This window comes from Thermoactinomyces sp. CICC 10522 (genome assembly GCF_016055075.1).
Taxonomy (GTDB): domain Bacteria; phylum Bacillota; class Bacilli; order Thermoactinomycetales; family Thermoactinomycetaceae; genus Thermoactinomyces_A; species Thermoactinomyces_A daqus.
The window spans coordinates 207,648-230,020 of sequence record NZ_JAECVY010000002.1; the positions used below are offsets into that span (position 1 = coordinate 207,648).

The window sequence follows — 22,373 nt, forward strand, 5'->3', positions numbered from 1 at the left end:
CATTTTTAAATTGATAAAAAAAGATTTATCTACTATATTTGCTTCCATTTCTACTAAATCATTTCCTTCTAAACAATTAAAAAATTGTTTTCGCGACAATCCGGCACCGGGGCATAATTGCCTCCGCTCATCCGTAGGTATATAGAAGCATATTCTTTCTCAGGAAAACATTCATATCCTTTTCGATACCATCCGACCCACCATGCACAATTTCGGGTCATGTTTGGCAAAAGAGGTGTCTTCGATGCGAGTAAAAGCCGATGTTCATATCAGTCCCGAAGAGGTAACCAGAATCATTGAAACCCGATACGGACTCAAAGTCCATTCGTTAACCAAAGTGCGTGCCGTGTACAAAGCCAAAACGTCCCATGGCGTCTACGGTTTTAAAAATGCCGAGGAATTGCCCGACCTCCCCTTTATTATTTCTTGTTTAAATTGCATCAGGAAAAATGGCTTTCGGCGCATGCCCAGCTTTCTTCCTTCCATCGAAGGTGATTGGCTCGTCGATGATCACGGCGAAACTTATTTCATGGAGGAGTGGCACGATTTAACCGAAGTCCCCCCAGACAGTTATCCGTATTGGATAAAAATCGCAGGCACACTGGCTGAATTTCATGAAGCATCGCGGGGAATCCCCCACGGTGACCACAACGAACGGGAATATCTAGGAAGAAGACATCAATACCTGCGAAAGATGCTCGAAAAATTGCGAAACTGGCGCCAGTCATGCCGCGATCACCGGCAGGCGGCCCTGCTCGATTTTGCTTTAACCCGCGCGAAACTGGCATACCATCTCATCCAAGATGTTCCGGAAAGGGTGATGCCGGAGCATGCCGTCTGGTGTCACGGCGGTCTGCAGCACCGCAACATCATGATCGACCGCAAGCGGCAGATCTGGCTGATTGATTTTGAAACGCTCACCTACATGGAACGGGTGGCTGACCTGGCCCAATTTGTCCAATACCACGGATATGCCTACAACTGGCCCCCTTCCGCCATTTGGCGTTTTCTTTCCGCCTATGAAAAAAGAGCTTCCAAACCGCTCGATCCTGATGAATGGAAAATGTTTTTTTCCTATCTCCTCTTCCCCAAACGCTTGGGCAGCAGGTTCCAGCGTTACTATGGAAAGCGCTCCCCGGATCAGAAGGACTGGGAAAAATGCACAAACACGGTCACCAAAGAGTTCCTCAAGGAAACATTTCTCCAGCAGATCCGGCCGATGCTGGAAAGAAGGGGATTTTGAAAGCGAACCACCTTTGCCTCTCTGCAGGGGATGAGCATAATAATGGAAAACAGCACCAGTGAGAAACGGAGCCGAAGGAAGACTGAGCCAACCCCCGCTCAAGATCCCTGATCCGGAAAAGGCGAGGTAAAAGGTGGCCCCGCTCTCCTGCCAGCCATTCCATAAAACAAGTGGAGGGGATCATGAGAGATCCGCTCCACTCTTTTTTGATTAAACCGGCTGCCCCGCCTTCCATCCGAAGACTTCCTCCGTGCTTTTCACGATTTGCTCCATCACTTCTTCCATATCCACTTCTCTGCCTAACAGCTCTTTCATCGAAGTAACCCCGTATTCCTGGATTCCGCACGGAACGATCAGATTAAAATAGCGCAAATCGGTGTTCACATTCAGGGCAAAGCCGTGATTGGTGATATATCCCCGTTTTTGCCGTCCACGGTTAAACTTCACCCCGATCGCGGCAATTTTTACGTCTCCCACCCAGACACCTGTGTAGGGGGCTTTTCGTCCGCCCTGAATATCAAAGTGTTTCAGCGCACGAATGATAACCTCTTCCAAATCCCGCAAATAACCGTGGGAGTCGTTGCCGCGCTCTCCCAAGTGAAAAATGGGATAGCCGACCAATTGGCCGGGACCATGATAGGTTACGTCACCGCCGCGGTCAATCTCCACAACCTGAATCCCCTGTGCTTCATAATATTCTTTTGAAAAGAGCAGATTTTCCTGGTGAAAACCGCGTCCCAACGTAAATGTATGGGGATGCTCAAGCAACAAGAGCTGATTCTCCGCCTGCCCTTGATCGATTTTCCGAACCCATTCCTTTTGTTTGTCCCAGGTTTCCATATAAGGAACCAGACCGAGACGCTGTACTTGAAACATAGACATCCACCTTTCCAAGCGGAAAAGGCACCGCGTCGGGTGCCTCCATATGATTGTTGCAATCTTCTTCTATTCTACCAGAGCAGCGGCGTATTAAATTTCTGAATTGGGCCCGTAAGCTTCCAGACGCTCTTTGACCCGTTTCAGGAAGCGGCCGGCCATCAACCCGTCGAGAATACGATGGTCCAGCGACAGGCAGATATTCATCATATCGCGAACGGCAATCATTTGATTGGTGACAACCGGTCGTTTGACAATGGATTCAAAGGAAAGGATCGCCGCTTGCGGGTGATTGATGATCGGTGCGGATAATACCGAGCCGAATGAACCGGTGTTGTTTACGGTAAACGTTCCACCCTGCATATCTTTCAAATCCAGTTTACCCGCACGCGTTTTTTCCGCGAGCTGGCTGACGGCCCGTGCCAAGCCGAGGATGCTTTTCTCATCGGCATCATGAATGACGGGTACATACAAGGCATCATCAGTGGCCACGGCGATGGAGATATTGATCCGCTTCTTCAAGATAATTTTATCTCCGCCCCAAACTGAGTTGAGATAAGGGAATTCCTTGAGCGAATCAACCACCGCCTTGATGAAGAACGGCATAAAGGTAAGGTTGACCCCTTCCCGTTTTTTGAAATCCTCTTTGAGGCGGTTACGCAATTCCACCAGGCCGGTTACGTCCACTTCCATCATCGTCCAGGCGTGCGGCGCTTCGTGTTTGCTCTGCACCATCCGCTGGGCGATGGTCCGCCTTACTGCGGTCACGGGGATTTCGATATCTCCGTTTTCCAGCGGAACGCCGGCGGCTTCAGCAACAGGTGCCGGCTGTTTGGGTTGTGCAGGTTCCTGTTTTGTCTCTTCTCTTGGAGCAGCCGATTTTTCGGCAGCAACCGGTTGCTCGGCAGCGGCGGGAACTCCCTGTTCGATCGCGCGCAGAATGTCTTTGCGGGTAATCCGTCCGCCCCGTCCGGTTCCCGAGATCCGGGTCAGATCGATATTATGTTCGTTCGCCAGCTTCAAGACGGCAGGAGAATAGCGCTGTTTCATCGATGTTTCTTCCTGAGCCGGCACTTCTGCTTTGGCCGATGCTTTTTCTTCTTTTGCCGCTTCCGCTTTTGGCTCTTCCTCAGCGGCGGCGGTACCGGCTTCCTGAATGCGGCAAATCAGATCCCCGACGGAAACCGTCGTTCCTTCCTCAACCACGAGCTCCACGATCGTCCCTTCAATCGTGGACGGAACTTCTGCATTTACCTTGTCCGTGGAAACTTCACAAATCGGTTCATATTTGGACACCGGATCTCCCGGTTTTTTTAGCCATTTTGCGATGGTACCCTCTGTCACACTTTCTCCGAGCTGCGGCATCAAAATATCGGTTGCCATAAGGAACCTCCTCGTCTCATTCTAAAATTCCGCCAGTTCGCGAATCGCATTGGCGATTTTTTCAGGATTGAGCATAAATTCCTTTTCCATCGTCGGGCTGTAAGGCATCGCCGGCACATCGGGACCGCACAGACGCTGAACGGGTGCATCCAGTTCAAAGAAAGCTTCCTGAGCAATCAGTGCCGCCACTTCCCCACCGACGCCGCCGGTCAGATTGTCTTCATGCACGATCAGCACTTTGCCCGTTTTGGCTGCTGCTTCAATAATCGCTTCTTTGTCCAAAGGCAAAATGGTGCGCAAGTCAAGGACGTGAACACTGATTCCCTCTTTTTCCAGCATTTCTGCTGCCTGGAGCGCGAAATGGAGCGTCAGTCCATAGGAGATGACCGTGACATCATCCCCTTCGCGCTTCACATCTGCCTTGCCGATCGGCAGCGTATAATCCTCGACGGGAACCTCGCCCTTAATCAGTCGGTAACAGCGCTTATGTTCAAAAAAGAGGACCGGGTCTTCATCGCGAATCGCTGCTTTAAGCAGACCTTTTACATCATAGGGAGTCGACGGCATGACGATTTTCAGGCCGGGAACTCCGTTGAACATTTTTTCCACACTTTGCGAATGGTACAAGGCCCCGTGCACGCCGCCTCCGTATGGTGCGCGAATGACCAGCGGACAGGTCCAATCACCATTGGAACGGTAACGTATTTTCGCCGCTTCGCTGACAATCTGGTTAACTGCCGGCATAATAAAATCGGCAAACTGAATCTCCGCCACCGGACGTTTTCCGTAAGCTGCGGCACCGATAGAGACGCCGACAATGGCCGATTCAGTCAGAGGAGTATCCAGAACCCGCTCCGGACCAAACTCTTCATAAAGGCCGGCAGTCGCCCTGAATACGCCGCCGCGAACACCTACATCCTCACCCAGCACAAACACGCGGGAATCCCGTTTCATTTCTTCCTGCAACGCCTGGGTTACCGCATCGATATACGAAATGACTGGCATCTTGAACTCTCTCCTCCCGTCTTAAGCATACACATGCTTGTAAGTATCTTTCGGATCAGGGTAAGCCGCTTTTTCGGCATATTCGGTCGCCTCGTCCACTTCTTTGGCAATCGACTTGGTGAGCTCTTGCTCACTTTCTTCGGTCAAAATTCCGTGTTCGGCCAAATAGTTTCTGAAAACGAGAATCGAGTCTTTCTTTTTCTCCTCTTCCACCTCTTCCCGCGTGCGATAACTGCGGTCATCATCATCGCTGGAGTGGGGAACAAGCCGGTAGGAAACCGCTTCGATCAGTGTCGGCCCTTCGCCTTTCCGTCCGCGCTCGACCGCTTCTTTTACCGCTTGGTATACAGCGAGCGGGTTGTTTCCGTCCACTTTGACTCCGGGGAACCCATAACCTTGGGCGCGCTTCCAGACTTCCCCGCCGGCAACTTGTTTGGCCAGAGGCACGGAAATCGCATATTTGTTGTTCTCCACCATAAAAATCACCGGAAGCTTGTGGACACCGGCGAAGTTGCATGCTTCATGCCAGTCACCCTGGTTGCTGGAACCTTCACCGCATGAGGTTAAGACCACGTGATCCGCTCCGTCCAGCCTTCCTGCATAGGCAATTCCGACCGCATGGAGAACTTGGGTCGTTACCGGACTGGAACCTGTCAAAATGCGATATCGTTTATCCCCGTAATGCCCGGGCATCTGGCGTCCGCCGCTGTTCGGGTCTCCCGCTTTGGCAAATGCGGACAGCATCTGATCTTTTGCTGTTTGGCCAAATACCAGTACCATTCCCAAATCGCGATAGTACGGGCACAGCCAGTCTTTGTTCCGGTCCAGGGCAAAGGCCGCTCCCACCTGAATCGCTTCCTGCCCCTGACAGGAGATCACAAAGGGGATTTTTCCCGCGCGGTTCAAAAGCCACATCCGTTCGTCTATTTTGCGCGCCAACAACATATAGCGGTACATTTCCAAGACCTGTTCATCCGTCAAACCCAGTTCCCGATGGTTTAACTCGCTCATCCGTTTTTCGCTCCTTTCAGTTAACCGTGAATTGGTTTGCCATCCACCGCCAAAGCGGCCTCTCCGTACACTTCCGACAAAGTCGGGTGTGCATGGATCGCATGAGAGATTTCCCAGGCAGTGGCATCCAACACTTTGGCCAGTCCCGCTTCGGAGATGAGTTCTGTCGCATGGGGACCGATAATATGAACTCCCAACAAATCATCCGTCTCCCGGTCGGAAATGATTTTGATAAATCCATCCACTTCGCCCTGGACGAGGGATTTGCCGATTGCGCGGAAGGGGAATTTCCCCACTTTCAACTCATATCCTTTTTCCTTCGCCTGCGCTTCCGTCAAGCCGATGCTGCCGACTTCCGGACGGCTGTAGGTACACCGCGGCACCTGAGTGGGATCAATCGGATGCACGTCCAGTCCGGCCATGTGTTCCACGGCCAAAATCCCTTCATGGGAAGCCACATGGGCCAACTGATAACCACCCACCACATCCCCGATGGCATAAATATGTTTTTCCGCCGTCTGCATGAATTCGTTAACGGCAATGACGCCTTTTTCCACCTGGATCGATGTATTGGCAAGGCCGATATCGTCGATATTCGCCTGTCTGCCCACGGATACCAGGACGCGTTCGGCAGAAAGAGAAATCGTTTCCGATCCTTGTTCTGCCTGCAAGGTTACCCGGCCGTCAGCGATATCCGCGGTTTCACCGAGCACTTTGACCCCTGTTAGAACTTTGACTTTTCTCTTTTTCAAAATGCGTGTCATCTCTTTGCTGACATCTTCATCTTCAAAGGGCAAAATCCGGTCGGCGTATTCGACAACGGTCACTTCCACGCCGAAATCGCTCAGCATCGAGGCCCATTCAATGCCGATGACACCCCCGCCGATGATGAGAATCGATTGCGGAAGCTCTTCCATGGCCAAAGCATGGTCGGAATTCATGATCGCTTTTCCATCCACTTCGAGCCCGGGGAGCGAACGCGGCCGGGACCCGGTGGCAATCAGTACATATTGCGGCACAAGCATGTCCGGTTCGCTGCCGTCTTTTTTCTCCACGGAAATCGTCCCGGGCAGTGGCGAAAAGATCGACGGTCCCAAAATGCGCCCGGTTCCTTCATACACGTCCACTTTATTTTTCTTTAACAGACCCTGTACCCCTTTATGGAGCTGATCGATCACCTTTTGTTTCCGTTTCTGCACAAGCCCGAAGTCCAGTTCGACGCCGGCAACATGAATGCCGAACTCTTTGCTGTTGTTCATATTGTGGTACAATTCAGCGCTTCGCAAAAGAGTTTTGCTGGGTATGCATCCTTTATGTAAGCACACCCCGCCCACCTTTTCCTTTTCGACAACGGCCACTTTCATCCCCAATTGGGCAGCGCGAACTGCGGCGACATAACCGCCGGGCCCTGCTCCCAAGATCACCAGATCATAATTTTCCGCCATGGACCATCTCCGCTCCTTTTTCCACAAATGGGTAGATTTTGGCTTCTTCTTCTCCGCGTATAACTCGAAGCGCTCCTTCAACCAGTGCCTGCAATTCATTCTCACCAGGAACCACATAGACCGGCGCGATCCAATCAATCCGCTCTCTGATCAAATGGATAAAGTATTCGCTGTAGGCAAGTCCACCTGTCAAAATAATGCCATCCAGTTTTCCGTATAAGACGGTTGAACAGGAACCGATCTCTTTGGCAACCTGATAAGCCATTGCCTCATAAATGAGCTTTGCTTTCTCATCTCCCTCGGCGATCATTTTTTCAACCTCACGGGCGTCGGATGTACCCAGGTACCCCATCAGTCCGCCGCGGCCCACGATCATCCGCATGATTTCACCGGAAAAATATTTGCCCGAAAAACTGAGCGCAACCAAGTCGCCCACCGGAATGGTTCCGGCCCGTTCCGGAGAAAAAGGTCCTTCTCCGTTCAATCCATTATTCACATCAATCACACGACCGTGCCTGTGAGCGCCAACCGTAATCCCGCCTCCCATATGAACGACGATTACATTGACATCTTCGTAACGTTTGCCCATTTTTTTGGCGATCCGGCGAGCAACCGCTTTCTGATTCAGCGCATGGAAAATGCTTTTGCGCTCAATTTGCGGAATGCCGGAGATCCGGGCGATCGGTTCCATCTCGTCGACGACAACCGGATCGACGATAAAGGCGGGTATGCCCAACCGACCCGCGATTTCCTCGGCGATGATCGCACCGAGATTGGAGGCATGAACTCCATATTCCCCGGATCGAAGATCATCAATCATCGCTTGATTAACACGATAAGTCCCCCCTGGAATGGGTCGCAATAACCCACCCCGGGCGACAACGGCATCCAGACGGTTGAGGTTCATGCCTTCCCGATCAAGCGTATCCAAAATCACTTGCTTGCGAAAAGGGTATTGGTCAAATAACTCCTTAAATCCTGCTATTTGTTTCGGGTCATGTCTGAGCGTCTCTACGAGAATCGGTTTCTCGTCAACGAAAACACCGATTTTGGTTGATGTCGATCCCGGGTTGATTGCAAGAACCCGTTTCGGTTCCACCTTAAACACTCCGTTTCTGTTTACACCATTTTCTGTGAAAGTGTGTTGGTCGGGGGTGGCACCTCGCAACCTCCATGGCCGTAAGGCACCATCCCCTCTCAGTTTTGCTCAGGCTTTCACTCCGGATTAACGTCCGTTCAAGTTGAGGATGCTGTACTCGTTTTGCAAAAATGTACTGCGTGTTTTGCGCATGGTTTCGATGCGCTCTTCCGCCATGCGGTCTGCCGCCTGATAGCTCGGAATTCCATCCCGGCGGGCAATCTCAAACACCTTCAGAATGTTGTCATAAATCGTTTCCACTTTTTTCATGGCCCGGTCACGATTGTACCCCAGAAGTTCATCGGCCACGTTGATGACACCGCCGGCATTGATCACATAATCCGGTGCATAGACAATGCCTTTTTGCTCCAGCATGTCGCCATGGCGCTCTTCCTTCAACTGGTTATTCGCCGAACCGGCCACCACTTTGCATTTCAGGCGTTCAATCGTTTCATCGTTGATGATCGCACCGAGCGCGCACGGGGCAAAGATATCGCATTCCACGTCGTAGATTTTGTCCGGGCTAACCGCTTCAGCGCCGAACTCCTGAACGGCACGGTCGACGTTCGCCTTGTTGATATCGGTTACAATTAATTTTGCACCTTCTTCGTGCAGATGTTTGCACAAGCTGTAAGCAACGTGGCCCACACCCTGAACAGCCACCACTTTGCCTTTGAGCGAATCGTCTCCGAAAGCCTCTTTTGAAGCCGCTTTCATTCCGCGATATACCCCATATGCCGTTACCGGAGACGGATTTCCGCTCGAGCCGAACGCAGGCGAAATACCTGTAACAAACCGGGTTTCCATCCGGATGGTATCCATATCCTCAACCGTCGTCCCCACATCTTCCGCCGTGATGTAACGTCCGTTCAGCCCTTGAATGTAACGTCCCAGGGCGCGGAACAACGCTTCGCTTTTATCTTTTTTCGGATCACCGATCACCACGGTTTTCCCGCCGCCGAGGTTGAGCCCGGCAGCCGCGTTTTTATAGGTCATTCCACGGGCAAGGCGCAGGGCGTCTTCAATCGCATCATCCTCAGAGTCGTAGGTCCACATCCGGGTCCCGCCCAGCGCAGGACCCAGAGTCGTGTCGTGGATGCAGATGATGGCTTTCAGTCCGGAAGCTTCATCATGACATAATACGAGTTGTTCATAATCGTATTTGCCCATGTACTCAAAAATTTTCATCGAGAGTTCCTCCTAACCTCACTTTTGGTTTGCCGCTTGCAACACCGCCAATGCGATGGAATACAGCTTTGCTTCAGGAGAATCCGCACGGGATGTCAAAACAACCGGTGCTGCGGCTCCAAGCACAAGCGCGCCGATTTTGGCTTTGGCAAAATAGACCATTGATTTGTAGAGGATGTTTCCAGCTTCAATATCCGGCACAAACAACACATCGGCCTTGCCGGCTACCGGGCTCACAATCCCTTTGTGCTCGGCTGCCTCCACGGAAACCGCGTTGTCCAGGGCGAAGGGGCCATCGATTACCGCACCTTTCAGCTGACCGCGCCGATTCATCTGCGCCAGCGCTGCTGCATCAAGCGTCGGCGGCATATTGGGGTTCACGACCTCAACCGCACCAAGGACAGCGATTTTGGGCTCCATATTTTCAAGCGAATGACAATAGGCGATGATGTTTTGCGCGATTTGTGCTTTCTCCGGCAATGCCGGTGCCACATTCAAGGCGGGATCGGTCACGTGGATAAGCCGGTCATACCCCGGTACTTCAAAAGTGGCAACATGGCTCAACACTCTTCCCGTCCGCAATCCTTTTTCCTTGTTGAGGATGGCACGCAAAAAGTCGGCCGTTTGAATCATCCCCTTCATCACCACATCCGCTTTCCCATCGCGGACTGCGGCCACAGCAAGCTGTGCCGCTTCCTGCACGGTATTAGCATGGCCGATTTTCGAAGAGTCAATGTTAAGGCCGATTTTTTTGCTCAGAGCCTCAATTTTTTCCTGATCCCCAAACAAGAGGAAATCGGCGATTCCATGTTCGATGGCATTCCGAACTGCTTCGAGAACGTCTTCATCCGCCGCTGCGGCCACGGCGACAGTGACAGGTGGCAAAGCTTCTGCTTTTTTTACTACTTCAGCAAATGTTCTAATCATCCTACACACCTCGTTATTCCGACCAAGTTATTTTTTTAACTAGCACTAGTTTTCGCAGACTGATCAGTCACGATACCCTATATGCAAAAGTAATGCCAAGCGATTAAAAAAACGGATAAGCCTTGAAAATCAGCATGTAACTGGCTGAATGAGATTTTTTTCGTTTTGCAGACAATTGCAGACTGTATGCAAAATATTGCAGGCAAAAGAATTCATTTCTACAATAAACCGTATCGCTCCAATTTGTAGTACAAACTTCGCACGGAAATGCCCAATTTGCGCGCTGCTTCTGTTTTGTTTCGCCCGCAGGCGAGGTAAATGCTCCCGATATACTCCTTCTCCACCTCACTCAACCGCTCTTTCAAAGTTTGGATTCCTTCGCTCTCCTGATGTTTCTCCGGATGATCGGGGAATGTCAGCTTCGTCAGATTCAAGGGGGGGAGATGCCGTTTTTTCATCACTTTCTCATTAAAAGCCATATTAATCATGGCCCTTCCCAAAACATTTTCCAACTCCCGCACATTGCCCGGCCAGGAATAATCCGAAAGCGTCTGAATCGCCTCCTGGTCGATTGACTCAACATTCCGCCCGTACTCTTGGTTAAACTTTTTAATCAGATGAAGGGAAAGTTCATATAAATCTTCTTTCCGCATGCGCAATGGAGCGATATGAATGGGCAGCACATTTAACCGATAGTACAAATCTTCCCGAAAGCGTTTCTCCTGGATCGCCTTCTCCAGGGACATATTGGTAGCGGCAATCACCCGGACATCAATCGGAATGGATTTGGTTCCGCCGACGCGGGTCACTTCTTTTTCCTGAAGAACGCGAAGCAATTTCGCCTGGGTATTTGGCTTCAGCTCACCGATTTCATCCAAAAAAATGGTTCCCCCGCTCGCTTCTTCAAACAACCCTTTTTTTCCGCCCCGCTTCGCTCCGGTAAATGCTCCTTCTTCATAACCGAACAATTCGCTTTCCAACAAGCTTTCCGAAAGGGCAGCACAATTGACGCGCACAAACTGGCTGTATTTCCGGTCGCTCGCATTATGGATGGCATGGGCGAACAACTCTTTTCCCGTCCCCGATTCCCCGCGCAGCAAAACGGTTGCCCGCGTCTTGGCAGCCTGTTTTGCCTGGTCAAGGGAGACTTTCATCGCTTCACTGCTCCCGATAATATCCGCAAAAGTATACTTGGCCTCCAGCGTGCGGATAATGCGTCTGGCCCGTTCCAGATCCCGGTTCAATTGTTTGATCTCCGATACGTCGTGGAGAATTCCGACACTCCCTTTCAATTCCCCGCCAATAATGATCGGTGCCACATTGACGACCACCTCTTTATTATGAGGCCCCACTTTCATGTGTACTCCGCGCACCGGTTGCTTGGTGGTCAGCACCTTCATATGCATGCTCTCCCCTTCGGAGATATCGGTTTCAGCCGGTTTGCCGATCACCTGATCAGGTTCAAGACCGGTCAATCTCGTGTAGGCAGGATTGATCAAAATCCCCAATCCGTTGGCATCCACCACGGAAATGGCATCATCGGAGGAGTCGATGATCGCCTGGAGCAAACTCTTCATGCTTTTCAGGTCCGTCACTTGCTGGGTCAGATTTTTAAGCTCGCTGATATCGCGAAAAACTGAAACTGCCCCCATCACCCGGCCATCCGCTCCTTTGACCGGAACGCGATTGGTCACCACCTCCATACCGCTGGGCAAAATGTGCTTGCGATTCAGCTCGGGCACTCCTGTTTGCAGTACATGATCCAATCTCGAATTTGGAATGATCTCCTTAATATGCCGTCCCAAAGCATTCCCGGTTTTTACTCCGGTCATGCGTTCCGCGGAAGCATTCATAAGCGTGATCTCTCCCCGCTGGTTCAAAGCGATCATACCGTCATGAGTCGAATTCAAAATGGCTTCCAGCTCTTTTTGTCTGCGCCGCCATGCATCAAACCAACGGTCTTTCTCCTCAACGAGGCGAACCATCAGGTGGGCGACAGCCCCGGAGATGAGCGTGGTTCCCGGCAGATCGCGTTCCGCCAGCTCCCGGAACACGTCGGGGTCACCCGTTACTTCGAGAATCACGTCCGGCTTTTTATGTAAAAACGGTTCCAGCTCTGAGCCTGTGGGAATCCCGAGCTTCTTCGCTTCGATCATGGCCGGGGCGTCGGAACGATGATCGATCACTCCGATGACCCGGACGAACTCAACTGCGGAAAAGGTTCTTAAAATTGCTTGTCCTCCTTTTCCCCCGCCTACGATTAGAATCGATTGCAATGAAGCCCCCTCCTTTTTCCATCCATTATGTTAACATACCCCTTTACGCCTGGAAGGGTGGTAATATTGGTAAAAATGAGGTACTATAGCCTTGAGAAACAGAAAGGACGGTTACACGGCCATGAAACCAGTCTACCAGCGCATTATCGCCATCATGATCATGTGCCTGCCCGGGGTCTTGGCGATCTATGGCTGGACTTTGATGCGCGATATCCTGTTTGATTCCTTTGCCGGCAAACCTTTTGCATGGTTCCCCTTTCTCGGCGGATTGATTGCCTTTCTCGCAGGAATCTTTGTCCTCGGCAGTTTTATTTTTTATCGCGATAAAAAACGTAACAAGATTCAGGCCAAATTACTGGGTAAGGAGAAAGATCTCCACTACAAGAACAAACCCGGCTTTTAACCACTCGTCATCCATGGCGGGTGGTTTTTCTTTTTCCCGGAAATCTGTCATTCCCGATTTGGATTCCATTTTCACCCTTTGCCCATGGTTCACATATCCTGTGAAAAAAAGAGCCCATCACAGGGGAGGGAACAAAAACCATATGCACCATTTCGAGCAAACTTGGCTGATCAATTGGATCCAACGCCCTCTTTTGTCAAGCATTCGTTTCTGTAAAAAATGGCTGGAAAAACAATTGCAAACCACAAACGATCCTGAAATCTCCTCCGCCATGCGACGTCTGCTCAACCAGCTGGAGCACAGCGAAAAAAAGGCATATCACCTTCATCCCTTTGCCCTGGATGAATGGTTTGACCGCGTGGCAGCTGCACTGAAGCAATGCGCCCATTGGCTTGATCTTTTGCCGGCCCAGCATAAACTGAGCACCTCCTCACATGAAGAGATGCTGAACCTCGAACCCGCCCGTTCCACCCACCGTTTTGCCGAACCGCGCGTTCCGATCGGCAAACATAAATTGCCGCCTCTCCCTTATCCCTATGATGCCCTGGAACCCTACATCGACGAACAAACGATGCGTCTGCATCATGACGAACATCACCAAAGCTATGTCAACGGTTTGAACCAGGCGGAAAAAATGATGGAACTCGCCCGACAGTCAGGAAATTTTGAACTGATTAAACATTGGGAGCGGGAAGCGGCTTTTCACGGGGCCGGCCATTATCTGCACACGATCTTTTGGGAAACGATGAATCCCCATGGCGGCGGAAGCCCGAGCGGCCCCTTGCTCAAGCAGATCGAACAGGATTTTGGCAGTTTTGAAGCCTTTAAAAAACATTTTTCTTTGGCGGCGGAAAAGGTTGAAGGGGGCGGGTGGGCTCTCTTGGTTTGGAGTCCCCGCGCCCATCGCCTAGAAATCCTGCAAGCGGAAAAACATCAAAACCTCTCTCAGCAGGACGTGATTCCGCTCTTGCCGCTGGATGTCTGGGAACACGCCTACTATTTGAAATATCCCAACCGACGCAAGGAGTACATCGAAGCCTGGTGGCACGTCGTTTACTGGCCACAGGTGCAGCAACGCTTCAAGGTGGCCCGCCAGGTTATCTGGCAGCCCTTTTAAACCACGGGAGGTGCGTGTACATGGGCAAAAAAAGAACCCGGGAAAAAGGTGTCAATCGCCCCGCAAAGCCGAGATACACCTGCATGTCCAATGTTTATCACCAAAAAGAGATCGCTCCGCTGGAAAAGAAGTACCGGCAGGCACTAAACGCCAAAAATTACGAAGTGGCGGATACATTGTTACGGGAACTGACCAAGGCGCAGGAAGAACACCGCCTCTGGCTTCACCGCAAAGAAAAAGTAAGAATCAAATAGATGCTCAGTCCATAAAAACCCCCTTTTTTCTGAATGCCAGACGATCCAGAAAAAAGGGGGTTTTGCAGCGATTTGCTTAACCTGCCCGGTGCTCAATCCGCAATTTATCAGCCACCATGGCGATAAACTCACTATTGGTCGGCTTCGCTTTGCTCACATTGATCGTGTATCCGAACAGGTTGCGAATCGATTCCATGTTTCCGCGACTCCAGGCCACCTCAATCGCATGGCGAATCGCCCGTTCCACCCGGCTCGGCGTCGTATTGTACTTTTCGGCGATCCGCGGATACAGCGATTTGGTGATCGCCCCTAACAAATCGACCTCGTTATAGACCATTGAGATCGCTTCTCTCAAGTACAAATAACCCTTAATATGAGCCGGGACACCGATCTCATGGATCACATTGGTGATATTGGCGTCAAGGTTATTCGCTTTTGGTGCGTTGGATTTCGCTCCGGCTGCGCTTTTGACAAACGCGGATTCTGTCCCACCGATCCCTTTCATCTGCCGGATGCGATGGGTCAGCACATCCAAATCGAACGGTTTCAGTATGTAGTAGGATGCTCCCAGCTCAACTGCCCGCTGGGTGATATTTTCTTGGCCGAAAGCCGTCAGCATAATGATTTTGGGAGACGGTTCGAGATGAAGCTGCTGGATTTTCTCCAACACACCCAAACCGTCCAGGTGAGGCATAATAATATCCAATACGAGAACATCGGGGGTACTTCGCTGAAGCAAGTCAACCACTTCCCCGCCATGGTGTGCAACCCCGATGACCTCAATATCTTCCTGATTTGTCAAATGTTCTTTTAACAGTTCAGCAAATTCCCGATTATCATCTGCCAATATGACACGGATCTTGCTCAATTGAGACCCTCCTAATCGCCGCTTATCCAATCTACTTTTTTCCTTTCGACAAACAATCGAAACTTCCTGCAACTGACAGCCGGGCGGTCATCGAAAAAATTCCAGTTATTGTTATAACCCCGCCCCTTTTGATCCATACTTTACTTAAAAGGGGGGACAAGCATGCCAAAAGAAAGCCGAAGTCTTGAGCAGGAAAAAAAGGCGAATGACAAACCCGCAAAAAAACAGCCATACCAAGAGGAAACGGCTGCGGGGTTTGGCGATAAAAAAATGGAAGGCCCGAATCGCCCTTCAACATAAAAAAGCGCGGACAGGCATACCCGTGCATCAGCTTGATGACAAAGCGCCCATAAAGGTGTTCCGAATCCACAATTTCCTCTCCAAATTTGAAAAAGAGTTTTGCCGACAGTGTGCGAACAGGCATACATGTCTCCTTTTTTGCTTCAAAATGTAAAAATATTCCCATTTATATTATTGTTGTTATAAAGATTGATTCATTTAATCAAATGTTTTATTATGGTATATGCTGAGTTTATTTACTTAGTTAAATATTTATTATTAAAATTTTTACTAATATTATTCATATGTGAGGTGGTTAAATGAAGAGGAAAAAAATCGCCTTGGCATGGCAAATCTTAATCGGCCTTATCTTAGGGATTGTTGTCGGTGCAGTTTTTTACGGTAATCCTTCGGTCGCCACATGGCTTCAACCCATCGGTGACATTTTCCTTCATCTGATCAAAATGATCGTGATCCCGATTGTGATCTCCAGCCTGATTGTCGGGGTGGCCGGCGTCGGCGACATAAAAAAACTGGGGAAACTGGGCGGTAAAACGATCCTTTATTTTGAGATCATCACCACACTTGCCATTATCGTCGGGTTATTCGTCGCCAACGCATTTCATCCCGGAACGGGCGTTAATATAAATACCTTGCACAAAACCGATATCGAACAATATGTACAAACGACACAGGATGTTGAAAAGCACAGCTTTATCGATACTTTTGTCAACATTGTTCCGACCAACCTGTTTACCTCGCTGGCAAACGGGGATATGTTGGCCATCATTTTCTTCTCGGTCATGTTCGGCCTCAGCATTGCCGCTGTCGGCGAAAAAGGAAAACCGGTTCTGAAGTTTTTCCAGGGAACGGCGGATGCCATGTTCTATATGACCAATGTCATTATGCGTTTTGCCCCGTTTGGCGTGTTTGCCCTGATCGGGGTGACGGTTTCCAAATTCGGCATCCAATCGCTGATCCCGCTCAGCAAATTGGTCGTCCTTGTTTATCTGACGATGATTTTCTTTATTATCGTCATCCTTGGGTTGGTTGCCCGTCTCATGGGAGTGAATATTTTCCACATTCTCCGGATCCTGAAAGAAGAACTGATTTTGGCTTATTCCACTTCCAGCTCGGAAACGGTTCTGCCTAAAATCATGGAGAAAATGGAAAGATTCGGCTGTCCCAAAGCAATTACTTCTTTCGTCATTCCAACCGGCTATTCGTTCAATCTGGATGGTTCCACCTTATATCAGGCAATCGCCGCCATTTTTATCGCGCAGATGTACGGTATCCATCTTTCCTGGTCTCAGCAGATCACATTGCTGTTAACCTTGATGGTAACCTCCAAAGGAATTGCCGGCGTACCCGGAGTTTCCTTCGTCGTCCTTTTGGCAACGCTCGGTTCGGTTGGGATTCCGGTGGAAGGACTCGCCTTTATCGCCGGGGTTGACCGCTTGATGGATATGGCGCGCACAGTCGTCAACGTCATCGGCAACTCTCTTGCCGCCATTGTCATGTCCAAATGGGAAAAACAATACGACCAAAACCGGGCCAAAGAATACCTCGAAGAACTGAAACAAGCGGCTTAAGGTTATCCATTCCAACAGACTGCAACCACGCGCAGTCTGTTTTTCTTTAAAACGAGTTTTATTTTAAACTTTTCCGATGCACGATGCCATCTCAAAAGCAAAAAAAAATTAACACGTTTGTGAATGTCGATAATCATTCTCAATTAAAAAAAGCGGGCTGTTCATAGCGCCCGCTTGCGAGTGTAACACTCCTGCATCTTGCAACATCCATTCAATAAAAGTACCGTAGCCTGACGTCGGATCGTTGACAAAAACATGCGTGACCGCCCCTGCCAATTTTCCGTTTTGGATAATCGGGCTGCCGCTCATCCCCTGGACAATCCCTCCTGTTTTTTCCAGAAGCCGTGGATCGGTCACCTTAATGATCAATCCCTTTGTAGCGGGAAACTTCTGCCTCAGCACATGGACGATTTCAATGTCAAACTGCTCCACTTTTTGTCCGTCAACAACGGTCAGAATTTTAGCCGGCCCTTCCTTGACCTGTTCTGCCAAGGCCACTGGAATTTCCTGGTTGAGCAATCCCTTTTCCGGCAAGCGATCCATTTTTCCAAAAATACCGAAAGGCGTGTTTTTTTGGATATTCCCGATCACCTGGTCTTCCTGGAAGAATATCGCCCTTTTTTCGCCAGGTTCACCCGACTCCCCTTTTTGAATCGAAGTGACATTGGATTTAACGACTTTTCCATCCCCTACCCGGATCGGCTTTCCTGTATCCATATCCGTAATAACATGTCCGAGGGCACCATACACTTTATGTTCCGGATCATAGAACGTAAGTGTTCCCACACCGGCCGCCGAATCGCGTATATACATCCCCAACCGGTATACACGCTCTTTTTCGTCATACACTGGCTGGATCTCCACGGTCTTCTCTTTGCCATCGCGGAGCAGCGTAATATGCAGACTCTTTTTATCTTTTCCGGCCAGCTTTACCCATCTGGCGACATCGACCACTCTTTGCACCGGTTGTCCGTTAATCTTGAGGAGATAATCCCCAACCCGGATATCCGCTTTTTCCGCAGGCGACTTTGCGTCAGACTGCTTTGATTGTACAAGATGATGTCCAACCACCATGACCCCTTTTGAATGCAATTTGACCCCGATCGACTGACCACCCGGAATCACCTTGAGATTCGGATAGACATGGACAGCAAGGCTCCGAATCGGCACCGTTCCAAATAATTTCAGGGTGATCAGCGCGTGGCCGACGGCATGAGGCTTCAGTTGAAGCGGCCTGTGCAGATCAACGGGTACCCGCGCCCCGGTGGAACCATTCACCTCAATAATATCCGGATTGGAAATACTAGCAGTAGCAGAGACCGGCATCGTTAAATGCAATTTGCTCCATTGCCCCATAAAGAGCCTGAGCTCATGGGGAAATTCGGTGAATTGACGAAATGTCGGTGTAGTACTTCCCAACACGAGGAGAAGCACCAGGAGAAAACCCAGCCACTTTTGCTTACTCTGTTTGTGCAACCTCACCACTCTCCTGAGCTTCCCGCCTATCCCTTGCCGTCTCTAAAAATAAGTTAACCCAGGGCCTTCCCTTTTATGTTCTTCAAATGCTTCCACTATTGACAGCTTCCCACTGTCCCCTTCCTTCCGGTGCAAAACAAACGCGATCATGATTTGGTGACTGAAACGGTGATCCGACCAACCTGGCTTTCGCCAAGCACTTTCGCACTTATACAAAAAAAGGCCTTTGAACAATTTCAAAGGCACTGTCCGCGAGACATTTGCTTTTCTTCAGCCATGGCTTGCTTGACCTCTTCCGCTAAGCGGATCATTTCCTGCGCATGTTCTGTTGTCGTGTGGGTCACCTGAGCTCCGCCGAGCATGCGGGCCAGTTCCCGGATGCGACGATTGAGGTCAAGCCGCTCCACTTTCGTGCGCGTTTCATTATCCAAGGCTTCTTTGGCAATGCAAAAATGATGGTCGGCCATACATGCGACCTGGGGCAGGTGGGTTACGCTCAGCACCTGATGTTTCCGGCCCAATGCGGCCATTTTTTCCGCAATCGCCTGCGCCGCACGTCCACTGACCCCTGTATCAATCTCGTCGAAGATGAGCGTATGACTCTGGTCACTTGAGGCGAAAATAGTCTTAAGGGCGAGCATAATCCGTGACAGCTCCCCGCCCGACGCGATTTTTGCCAACGGTTTCAACGGTTCGCCCGGGTTGGGGGCAATCTGGAATTCGATCAGATCCTGCCCGTGCGGAAGGAGTTGCACTGCGCGCTCGCGATAAAAGGCCACATGAAAGACAGTCGAACCCATATTCAGATCAGCCAGCTCTTTCTCCACGCGTGTCTCCAAAAGAGTTGCCGCTTTTTTGCGTTTGGCGGTCAGTTCCTTCGCCAAGGCGAGCAACTCCTCTTGCAATTCATTCCGCCTTGCCGTCAATTCCGCTTCCGTTTCCTCCCGGTGGTTCAGGGAGGACAGTTCCTGTTTGATCTTTTCTCCGTAAGCCAGGATCTCGTCAATGCTTTCGCCGTACTTTCGCTTTAATTGCTTGATCAGATGAAGGCGTTCTTCCACCTCATACAAGCGTTCGGGATCAAACTCAAGCCCATCACCGTAGCGCGAAATCTCCCGGGCAGCCTCTTCCAGTTGGTAATAAGCCGATTGCATGTTATCCCAGGCGGGCTTCAAACTGTGATCCACCTCGGCCATTTCTTCGGCATGCGAAAGGGATTCCTGAAGCAGCTCCAAAGCCCCCCGCTCGCCAAAAAGCGCTTGATATGCCTTGGCGGTATGCTGCATTAACTTTTCCATATGGGCCAGCCGGTTCCGCTCTTGTTCCAGCTCTTCATCTTCTCCCGGAACCAATCCGGCCCCCTCTATTTCCTCTCGTTGAAACTCCAAGAGATCGATGCGATGGGCCAGCTCCTGTTGGTCGATTTTCAACCGGTTCAATTCTTGGTCAATTTCTTTAAATTCCCGGTAAAGCGACTGATATTGGCTGCGCAGGTGAATAATCTCAGCACCGCCGAATTGATCCAGCAAAGACAAATGCTCTTCGGCGGAAAGCAAGGATTGGTGTTCATGCTGCCCCGAAATGTCCAGCAGTTTTGAGCCAATCTGCTTTAACAGGGCCAGCGTCACCACCCGGCCGTTCACGCGGCAAGTGCTCTTCCCACCCGAGGTGATCTCCCGCCGAATGATGAGCACGTCCAATTCGTCGGACGCAAATCCCCATTCTTCCAGCAGCGGGCGCACCGGGTGGGATTCAGCCAACTCAAAAACGGCTTCAATTTCCGCTTTCTCTTTGCCATGCCGCACGAAATCAACCGAAGCCCTCCCGCCGGCAATCAACCCCAACGCATCAATCAAAATGGATTTGCCCGCGCCCGTTTCGCCTGTGAGAACATGAAAACCCCCGGAAAATTGGATATGCACTTCTTCAATGATGGCCAAATGGCGAATAACGAGTTCTTTGAGCATCCCATCGCCCCCTACAACAGTTCAAGGAAGCGTCCGACCACAACCGGTGCGTTTTCTTTGCCGCGGCAGATGAGAAGCACTGTGTCGTCACCGGCGATCGTTCCCAAAAGTTCATCCCAATCTAGATGATCCATCAGGGCTGCGACCGCATCGGCATTTCCCGGCAATGTTTTCAACACGATCAGATTTTCGCTGTAATCAATGCTGACAAACGACTCCTGTAGCGCTCTTTTTAATTTTTTCAGCGGATTAAACCGTTTTTCATCGGTTGGAAGCGAATATTTATAAGTTCCGTTATTGGTCGGCACCTTGATCAGTTGCAATTCTTTTATATCCCTGGAAACGGTGGCCTGTGTTACGTTATACCCTGCTTTTTTCAATTCTTCCACCAATTCATCCTGGGTCTCGATTTCCTGATTGGTAATGATTTCACGAATTTTTATGTGACGCTGTGCCTTCATCATCTTCCTCCTGCTCTGCTGTCATCCATCGCGCTTTCACCTTGCAATTTTTGGCGAACCACCTCAAAAAACGAGCGATCCTGCCATTTGATGAGCAAAGTGGGGAAAGGGGAACGCCTCACTCTTACCATATCCCCTTGTTGCAAACAATAACCCACCTGTCCGTCGATCGTCATTCCCATCTCCTGATGTACGGCGGAAACGACGATTTCCAGAACCCCCTCCGCCGGCAAAACCATCGGACGCGAGGTAAGGGTATGCGGACAGATCGGTGTCAACAGCAATACTTGTTGAATGCTGGGATGGACAATCGGCCCTCCGCACGAAAGCGAATAAGCGGTTGATCCCGTGGGAGTCGATATAATCAGCCCGTCTCCGGAATATGTTCCCAGTACCATGCCATCCATATAAGCGGTACAGGTAATCATCCGGCCAAACGAGCCTTTGGCGACACCCACATCGTTTAAAGCAATCCCTTTTTCAACGACACGGCCGTCGCGAACCACTTCCGCTTCCAACATCAGTCTTTCCTCAACGAAATAATCCCCCGCCAGCACCCGATCCACAGCCATTGACAGATCTTCCGGTTCCGCTTCCGACAAAAAACCCAACTGTCCCACATTAAAGCCGAGAATGGGCAATCGGTGTTGCGCAAACTGCCTGGCCACCCCCAGCAGGGTGCCATCTCCCCCGAGCACAAACACCAGTTCGACCTTTGTGCAAAACTGATTCAGCGGAAGCCCCCATTCGGGCCGTTTCAGTTCAACGGCCATCTCCGGTTCCAAATAGACGACCACTCCCTTTTGTTCCAGGAGAGAGATCAGTTCTTCCGCTACTTGGAGAGCCTTGGGCTTGCTTTTGTTTATGGTAATCCCGATGGTCTTCAAGCAATTCCACCTCATCAAACAATCATTTATTGAACCAGCCAGATAATGAATAAGAGCAAGACGACCGCTGTGGCATACAAGGGCCATTTCCTACGGCTTTTCTTGGAAAATGTCAATTCGGGGATCTCAAGATGAACCACTTTGACCGTCTTTTTCTCCTTGTCCACATAGAGAATGCCATCAGGCTGAACCAGCAGATAATACGGGAGAAAAAAATCGCGAAGTCCGGCGCCGGACATCCTCAGCGGCTTTCTGTCCCGTGCGACCACAACCACATACAGTTCATCTTCGCGCCGCGCGATGTAATCGATGAAAATCCGGCTTTCATAAACCGCATCATCCACCCCGAACACAAGCGGAACCCGCTCTTTGGAATGCATGACCTCAAATCCGTGAGCGCGTAAAAGATCCGGAACTTCTCCTTTGATCTGAACGGGTTCCTCCTCTTTCTTTCCCCACTTTGCGCCGGAAAGCGGAATCTGTCTGATGATAAAATAAAGGATGACTCCGATTAGCAGAAAAAGCACAAGGGTGTCACCTGGCTTAGCCACTTTTCCTCCCCCTTTCTCTACTAATT

General features: G+C 50.4%; 21 protein-coding genes. 6 read left to right on the forward strand and 15 right to left on the reverse strand.

Going from position 1 to position 22,373, the window contains the following annotated elements; all coding sequences use genetic code 11:
- Positions 1-244 precede the first annotated feature (244 nt).
- The gene (locus tag I8U18_RS04510) at positions 245-1,243 is read left to right on the forward strand and encodes a phosphotransferase (RefSeq protein WP_033101908.1); all 999 of its coding nucleotides are present in this window, start codon (positions 245-247) and stop codon (positions 1,241-1,243) included.
- Between the two features lie 210 nt (positions 1,244-1,453).
- On the opposite strand, the gene lipB is transcribed toward I8U18_RS04510, so the two are convergent.
- The 9 genes from lipB to I8U18_RS04555 form a co-directional block, all read right to left on the reverse strand.
- Positions 1,454-2,119 carry a lipoyl(octanoyl) transferase LipB gene (gene lipB, locus I8U18_RS04515; protein ID WP_232330876.1) on the reverse strand — a complete coding sequence of 222 codons (666 nt, stop codon included), beginning with the start codon at positions 2,117-2,119 and terminating at the stop codon, positions 1,454-1,456.
- A gap of 93 nt (positions 2,120-2,212) precedes the next feature.
- Positions 2,213-3,502: a dihydrolipoamide acetyltransferase family protein gene (locus I8U18_RS04520; RefSeq protein WP_198064511.1), complete on the reverse strand. Its 1,290-nt coding sequence runs from the start codon at positions 3,500-3,502 to the stop codon at positions 2,213-2,215.
- Between the two features lie 21 nt (positions 3,503-3,523).
- The gene (locus I8U18_RS04525) at positions 3,524-4,507 is read right to left on the reverse strand and encodes an alpha-ketoacid dehydrogenase subunit beta (RefSeq protein ID WP_033101911.1); all 984 of its coding nucleotides are present in this window, start codon (positions 4,505-4,507) and stop codon (positions 3,524-3,526) included.
- A gap of 21 nt (positions 4,508-4,528) precedes the next feature.
- Positions 4,529-5,518 (reverse strand): thiamine pyrophosphate-dependent dehydrogenase E1 component subunit alpha, encoded by a 990-nt coding sequence (locus I8U18_RS04530; protein WP_033101912.1) that lies wholly within the window; start codon positions 5,516-5,518, stop codon positions 4,529-4,531.
- Between the two features lie 20 nt (positions 5,519-5,538).
- Positions 5,539-6,963 (reverse strand): dihydrolipoyl dehydrogenase, encoded by a 1,425-nt coding sequence (lpdA, locus tag I8U18_RS04535; protein ID WP_198054966.1) that lies wholly within the window; start codon positions 6,961-6,963, stop codon positions 5,539-5,541.
- Complete coding sequence (gene buk, locus I8U18_RS04540) at positions 6,947-8,062, reverse strand: butyrate kinase (RefSeq protein ID WP_152568601.1); 1,116 nt, start codon at positions 8,060-8,062, stop codon at positions 6,947-6,949. Before buk ends, lpdA begins: the two co-directional genes overlap by 17 nt.
- A gap of 126 nt (positions 8,063-8,188) precedes the next feature.
- Complete coding sequence (locus tag I8U18_RS04545) at positions 8,189-9,289, reverse strand: Leu/Phe/Val dehydrogenase (RefSeq protein ID WP_033101914.1); 1,101 nt, start codon at positions 9,287-9,289, stop codon at positions 8,189-8,191.
- 18 nt (positions 9,290-9,307) lie between these two features.
- The gene (yqiS, locus tag I8U18_RS04550; protein WP_033101915.1) at positions 9,308-10,216 is read right to left on the reverse strand and encodes a phosphate butyryltransferase; all 909 of its coding nucleotides are present in this window, start codon (positions 10,214-10,216) and stop codon (positions 9,308-9,310) included.
- Between the two features lie 218 nt (positions 10,217-10,434).
- The gene (locus tag I8U18_RS04555; protein ID WP_198054967.1) at positions 10,435-12,492 is read right to left on the reverse strand and encodes a sigma-54 interaction domain-containing protein; all 2,058 of its coding nucleotides are present in this window, start codon (positions 12,490-12,492) and stop codon (positions 10,435-10,437) included.
- Between the two features lie 91 nt (positions 12,493-12,583).
- Between I8U18_RS04555 and I8U18_RS04560 the strand changes: the two genes are divergently transcribed.
- The 3 genes from I8U18_RS04560 to I8U18_RS04570 all read left to right on the forward strand — a co-directional run bounded on the left by I8U18_RS04560 (position 12,584) and on the right by I8U18_RS04570 (position 14,266).
- The gene (locus tag I8U18_RS04560) at positions 12,584-12,895 is read left to right on the forward strand and encodes a DUF2627 domain-containing protein (protein ID WP_232330877.1); all 312 of its coding nucleotides are present in this window, start codon (positions 12,584-12,586) and stop codon (positions 12,893-12,895) included.
- Between the two features lie 142 nt (positions 12,896-13,037).
- A complete protein-coding gene (locus tag I8U18_RS04565) occupies positions 13,038-14,012 on the forward strand; it encodes a superoxide dismutase (RefSeq protein WP_232330878.1) in 975 nt (324 codons plus the stop codon).
- A 20-nt stretch (positions 14,013-14,032) separates the two neighbouring features.
- Positions 14,033-14,266, forward strand: a complete 234-nt coding sequence (locus tag I8U18_RS04570) for a hypothetical protein (protein WP_198054969.1) — start codon at positions 14,033-14,035, stop codon at positions 14,264-14,266.
- A gap of 76 nt (positions 14,267-14,342) precedes the next feature.
- Here I8U18_RS04570 and spo0A read toward each other — a convergent pair whose 3' ends face one another.
- Positions 14,343-15,134 (reverse strand): sporulation transcription factor Spo0A, encoded by a 792-nt coding sequence (spo0A, locus tag I8U18_RS04575; protein ID WP_033101918.1) that lies wholly within the window; start codon positions 15,132-15,134, stop codon positions 14,343-14,345.
- Positions 15,135-15,296: 162 nt separating this feature from the next.
- Here spo0A and I8U18_RS04580 point away from each other — a divergent pair, with 162 nt between their 5' ends.
- Entirely contained in the window at positions 15,297-15,434 is a 138-nt protein-coding gene (locus I8U18_RS04580; protein WP_198064512.1) for a hypothetical protein, read from the forward strand.
- Positions 15,435-15,733: 299 nt separating this feature from the next.
- A complete protein-coding gene (gltP, locus tag I8U18_RS04585; RefSeq protein WP_033101920.1) occupies positions 15,734-17,005 on the forward strand; it encodes a glutamate/aspartate:proton symporter GltP in 1,272 nt (423 codons plus the stop codon).
- Positions 17,006-17,113: 108 nt separating this feature from the next.
- Here gltP and spoIVB read toward each other — a convergent pair whose 3' ends face one another.
- From spoIVB to I8U18_RS04610, 5 genes are all read right to left on the reverse strand, one after another.
- Positions 17,114-18,481, reverse strand: coding sequence for a SpoIVB peptidase (gene spoIVB, locus I8U18_RS04590; protein WP_198054970.1), 1,368 nt, complete (start codon positions 18,479-18,481; stop codon positions 17,114-17,116).
- 236 nt (positions 18,482-18,717) lie between these two features.
- Positions 18,718-20,448, reverse strand: coding sequence for a DNA repair protein RecN (recN, locus tag I8U18_RS04595; RefSeq protein WP_033101921.1), 1,731 nt, complete (start codon positions 20,446-20,448; stop codon positions 18,718-18,720).
- A gap of 11 nt (positions 20,449-20,459) precedes the next feature.
- The gene (gene ahrC, locus I8U18_RS04600; protein WP_033101922.1) at positions 20,460-20,912 is read right to left on the reverse strand and encodes a transcriptional regulator AhrC/ArgR; all 453 of its coding nucleotides are present in this window, start codon (positions 20,910-20,912) and stop codon (positions 20,460-20,462) included.
- The gene (locus tag I8U18_RS04605; RefSeq protein WP_033101923.1) at positions 20,909-21,796 is read right to left on the reverse strand and encodes an NAD(+)/NADH kinase; all 888 of its coding nucleotides are present in this window, start codon (positions 21,794-21,796) and stop codon (positions 20,909-20,911) included. The genes ahrC and I8U18_RS04605 overlap by 4 nt, the downstream gene beginning before the upstream one ends.
- Positions 21,797-21,822: 26 nt before the next feature.
- Positions 21,823-22,347 (reverse strand): hypothetical protein, encoded by a 525-nt coding sequence (locus I8U18_RS04610; protein ID WP_198054971.1) that lies wholly within the window; start codon positions 22,345-22,347, stop codon positions 21,823-21,825.
- Between the last annotated feature and the right edge of the window lie 26 nt (positions 22,348-22,373).